Genomic DNA, 4,712 nt, shown 5'->3' on the forward strand with positions numbered 1-4,712 from the left:
GACCACTACAACACGGCTGTCCGTGTGAAGCAGATCCTGCAGAAGAACAAGGAACTCCAGGACATCATCGCCATCCTTGGTGTTGACGAACTGTCTGAAGAGGACAAGATCGTTGTGTCGCGTGCGCGCCGCATCCAGCAGTTCCTCTCGCAGAACACCTACACCGCCAAGCAGTTCACCGGCGTCGAGGGCTCCACGGTTTCCATCAAGGACACCGTCGAAGGCTTCACCGCCATCTGCGACGGCGACCTTGACCACATTGCGGAGCAGGCGTTCTTCAACGTCGGCGGCCTTGATGACGTTGAGCGCCAGTGGGCCAAGATCCAGGAACAGACCAAGTAATATGGCTGAGCTTGAGGTTGAGATTGTCGCAGCGGACCACTTCGTGTGGTCCGGAGCGGCCAAGATGGTCAAGGCCCGCACCAGCGATGGTGAAATCGGAATCCTGCCCGGCCACTCGCCCCTGCTGGCGATCCTGGCCGAAGGTGAGCTGGCCATCCAGCCGGTGTCCGGTGACCGTATTGCCGTAGATGTTGACGGCGGATTCTTCTCCGTGGACAACGACCGTGTGGTTATTGTTGCTGACAACGCCCACCTGGGCGGCTCGGCTACCTCTGGGATCCGCTAGCACCACCTTGATGGACGCACCGAGTCTTCCGTTCATCGCCATGGCAATCGCTTTTGGATTGCTGATCTTTGCACTGTGCCTTTCGGGGGTGCGCCGCTTCAATCTGCGGCGTGCCCTCGGCACAGTGGACGCCTCCATTTGCATGGCTGGAAACAGCTGGCAGATGGGGGTTTGTCGTTATCAGGACAACGACCTTGAGTGGTTCCGTCTGCTCTCGTTGAGTGTCCGGCCCAAGCACAAGTTCAAGCGGCACTCGCTCGAACTGCTGGGCCGCCGCAAGCCCACTGAAGCCGAGGCAGTCAAGGTCCAGCCCGACGTCGTGATTGTCGAATTGCGGTATGAAGGGCAGGACCTTCGCCTTGCCATGAAGTTTGATGCCTATGCCGGTCTCTCGTCCTGGCTTGAGGCCGGGCCGGTCATCGGCGTAGGTACCTGGCGCTAGCCGCGTGGACTGGCTCTACGACCTCCGGCTCACCGACGGCCCGGTGTACTGGCTTTCCCTTGTCCTGGGCGTCGCCGGTGCCGTGTACCTCCTGGCCCCGCCCCCCCATGTTCGCGCCCGCCGCTGGTTGTTCCGCGCCATCGCCGCTGCTGCCATCGCCTTCGCGCTGGTGGCCACCGTTCACTGGGCTCTCATCAACATCTTCTACGTATTCCCGGCGAACGTTCCGGATCCCGTGCTGCTGTGGGTGGTGCCCGGCGTCGCCGCCCTGATCCTGCTCTTGCTCCGGCTGCCCCGGAGCGGTTGGCGCCGCTGCGCGGCCGGCGTGGTGGCAGTGCTTCTGGTGGCAGCCCTGTCATCCGTCCAGATCAATGCCTACTTCGGGCTCAACCGCACGGTGAGCGACCTTCTTGGCACGGCGCTGGCCCGGATTCCTGCGCTCGAGCCGCATGTGATGCGGCAACCGGGGGAGGCCGACGGCGTTTCCCTCCTTGGGTGGGCACCGCAAGGCGAAATGCCGGATGGGGGAGTCCTCCGGAGGGCTGATATCCCCGCCGTCCTGTCCGGAATGGACACCCGCGAAGCGTATATCTACCTTCCGCCCGCCTACTTCGCGGAAAACCGCCCTGCCCTTCCTGTGCTGGTCCTGGTGGCGGGCCAGCCGGGCGGGCCTGCGGACTGGCTCACCGGGGGCGCCCTGCAAGCCCACATGGACTCCTTCGCCGCTTCGCATGGTGGCGTTGCCCCTGTAGTGGTAGTCCCGGACCCGAACGGCTCGCAGTCGGGCAACACGATGTGCATGGACAGCCGGATAGCCAAAGCGGATACCTACCTTTCCCGGGATGTGCCCGATTGGATCACCTCAACCCTTGCCGTTGACACCAACCACGGCCGGTGGGCCATCGGGGGTTTTTCGTTCGGCGGCACCTGCGCCCTGCAAATGGGAACCCGGCACCCCACACTGTTCCCCTCTGTCCTCTCCTTTTCCGGGGAAGCCGAGCCGGCCATCGCCAAGGAGCGGCAGAAGACCATCGACGCCGCCTTCCCGGGCGACCCGGACGCTTTTGAGCGGCAGACGCCCCTTGCCATCATGAAGGAACGCCGCTTCGAGTCCAGCGCGGTCTACCTGACAGCAGGACAGGATGACCCCGAATTCGTGGCGTACCTGCACACGCTGGCCACGGCTGCCCGGGAAGCCGGCTTCACCGTGCGCGCCCACGAGGTGGAACACACCGGACACTCATGGGATTCGTCCTCGAAGCGGATCGCCGACGCGCTGCAGTTCCTGGCCGACAGGTGGGGACTCCGACAGTGACGCCCTCGAAGCAGGTTCGGACTGCATCCCTTGCCTGGACAACAGTGGGACGGCCGGCACGGGACCGGATCATTGCTGCTCTGAAATCGATGCCGTTCTCCGTGGCCGTGCTTGCGGTGTTCCTTGCCACCGGGGCAGTCACCGGCAGCTACCTTGCCGGGCCGCCAGAGCAGTTGCTGCACGTGGCAGGAGTGAGCGGACCTGGGCTGCGCGCCGGCAACTGGTGGTCCCTGTTCACCAGTCTCTTCTTCGCCACCAATCCGTTGGCTTACATTGCCGCATCCCTGATGATCCTCCTGCTGCTGGGCCTTGCCGAACGCAGGATGGGAACGCCCGCAGCGGCGGGGTTCTTCTTCGGCGGCCAGTTCGCAGCTGTCACGCTGTTCCTGCTGCTGACCCAGCTGGCAGGGTACGTGGGTGACGGATGGCTGGACCGCATGGCCGACGACATCCTGATTGGTCCCTATCCGGCTATCCTGACGGCGGCGCTTGGGGCCAGCGGCAGTCTGCCGGTCCTGTGGCAGCGCCGGCTGCGGACCGGCGTGCTGTCCATTTCGCTCCTGCTTGTTCTCTACGTCGGGCACGCGGAGACGGTGATCGGGCTGCTCGGTGCCGTCCTGGGGCTCCTGGTTGGATGGTGGATCCAGGGCGACCACGGCCACCTGCACCGGCATCGGTCCACCGGCCGGGAGACCCGGAACCTCCTCGCACTCACCGTCGCCGTTTTCGCCGTGGGCCCGATCCTTAGCGGAATAGCGCGGGCGCCGACCGGTCCGCTGGCGCTGCTGCGTGACGTCGTCCTGAACCCCATGCCCACGCTCAGCCAGCTGGTCTTCAACTGCGGCGCCACAGTGGAAGCGTCCTGCCTCGAAGCCGGCAGGGCAGGCTTTGCGGGGCCCTTCGGCCTTGCGCTGGCAGTTGTTCCGGTGGTCCTGCTGTTGATTTGTGCGGATGGTATGCGCCGCGGACGGCGGCTTGCGTTGAACATCGCCCTCGCCATCCAGCTTGCCGTTACGGGGCTGGCCGCCGTCTACCTGGCGCTGTTCGCCCTGGTGCCGTCCCGGCTGCATGGCCCGTCCGCCCCGCCGATGGGATCTGCCTTCGCCCACGTGCTTCCGCTGGTTGGCGTACCCCTGCTGCTGGCAGGGCTCCTGTGGTTCAACCGGCGGCAGTTCCGCGTGCAGACTCTTCCCTCCGCACGGCGGACGCTGGCTCTGGTGGCGGGAGGAACGTGGTTTTTCCTTGCCGGCACGTACGCGGCAGCCTGGTTCTGGGCGGGCGGATTAACTCGCGACGGTGGCCTGCTGGGCCTGTTCGCGGAGCTGGCGCGGCAGTACGTACCAGTTCCCATCCCGCAGCACTACCACCGTGTCTTCGCTGACAGAAACAGTGTGGAGGCTATCCTTTTTGCCTACTCAGGACCGGTGTTCTGGGTGGTTGCGCTGGCTGCAGTATGGTGGGCGCTGCTGGGCGGACACTATGGCAATGATTCCGGGCGGCAGGACAGGATCCAGGCACGCAACCTGCTGCACCAGGGCGGCGGACCGCTGTCCTGGATGGCGCTTTGGGAACCCAACAGCTACTGGTTCAGTCCTGACGGCCAGGGCGCGGTGGCTTTCCAGCGGCACGGCAGCGTGGCGCTGACACTCGGTGGAGCCTTCGGTCAGATGCGAGGCCAGATTGACGTCACCTCAGGGTTCTTGGCCCACTGCAGCCGCCAGGCGATGATCCCAGCCCTCTACTCCTGCGATGACACGCTCTGGCCCATGCTTAAGGAACGCGGGTTTTCGCGGGTGGCCGTGGCGCAGGAGACACGGCTGGCAATTCGCGAACTCGAATTCAAGGGCAAGGAATGGCAAAACATCCGCACCGCGATGAACCGTGCCGCAAAGCTGGGAGTCAGGGCTGTCTGGGGACCTTATGAGTCGCTGCCCGCGGCGCTGCGCTCCCGGTTGAGTGAAGTCTCCGAGGAATGGGCAGCAGGTAAGACGGTCCCTGAAATGGGCTTCACCCTCGGCGGGATCGATGAGCTCGATGACCCGGAGGTCCTGTGCTGCCTCGCCGTTGACGAAAGCGGCACTGTCCATGGAGTGACAAGCTGGCTGCCCGTGTACAACGGCGGGACCCTGGTCAGCCGGACGCTGGACGTCATGCGCCGGGGCGCCGGGGGATTCCCGGGGGTGATGGAATTCCTCATCGCGTCTGCGGTGCTTGAGCTGCGCGCTTCCGTGGAGGTTATTTCCCTGTCAGGCTCTCCGCTGGCAAACGTCCCCGGAACCGGCGGTGATGACAGCGGTGCGGACCGGGCGGATAACCTGGTCCGGATC

General features: G+C 64.9%; 5 protein-coding genes. All 5 read left to right on the forward strand.

Features of this window, described 5'->3' with window-relative positions:
- Positions 1-342 (forward strand): ATP synthase beta subunit C-terminal domain-containing protein (locus AC5RWX_RS30445; RefSeq protein WP_494099941.1); only part of this gene is annotated, 342 nt, incomplete at its 5' end.
- Between the two features lies 1 nt (position 343).
- Entirely contained in the window at positions 344-628 is a 285-nt protein-coding gene (locus tag AC5RWX_RS30450) for a F0F1 ATP synthase subunit epsilon (protein WP_494099942.1), read from the forward strand.
- Between the two features lie 10 nt (positions 629-638).
- Complete coding sequence (locus AC5RWX_RS30455; protein WP_163162502.1) at positions 639-1,070, forward strand: DUF2550 domain-containing protein; 432 nt, start codon at positions 639-641, stop codon at positions 1,068-1,070.
- 4 nt (positions 1,071-1,074) lie between these two features.
- Positions 1,075-2,385: an alpha/beta hydrolase gene (locus AC5RWX_RS30460; RefSeq protein ID WP_494099943.1), complete on the forward strand. Its 1,311-nt coding sequence runs from the start codon at positions 1,075-1,077 to the stop codon at positions 2,383-2,385.
- Positions 2,386-2,474: 89 nt separating this feature from the next.
- Positions 2,475-4,712 (forward strand): bifunctional lysylphosphatidylglycerol flippase/synthetase MprF (locus tag AC5RWX_RS30465; RefSeq protein ID WP_494099944.1); only part of this gene is annotated, 2,238 nt, incomplete at its 3' end.

The sequence above is a fragment of the Arthrobacter sp. SPT-J7 genome (assembly GCF_059089965.1).

What these genes read in the sequence shown, in the direction of transcription:
- AC5RWX_RS30450 (WP_494099942.1), top strand. Translation starts at nt 344, where the DNA reads ATGGCTGAGCTTGAGGTTGAGATTGTCGCAGCGGACCACTTCGTGTGG.
- AC5RWX_RS30455 (WP_163162502.1), top strand. Translation starts at nt 639, where the DNA reads ATGGACGCACCGAGTCTTCCGTTCATCGCCATGGCAATCGCTTTTGGA.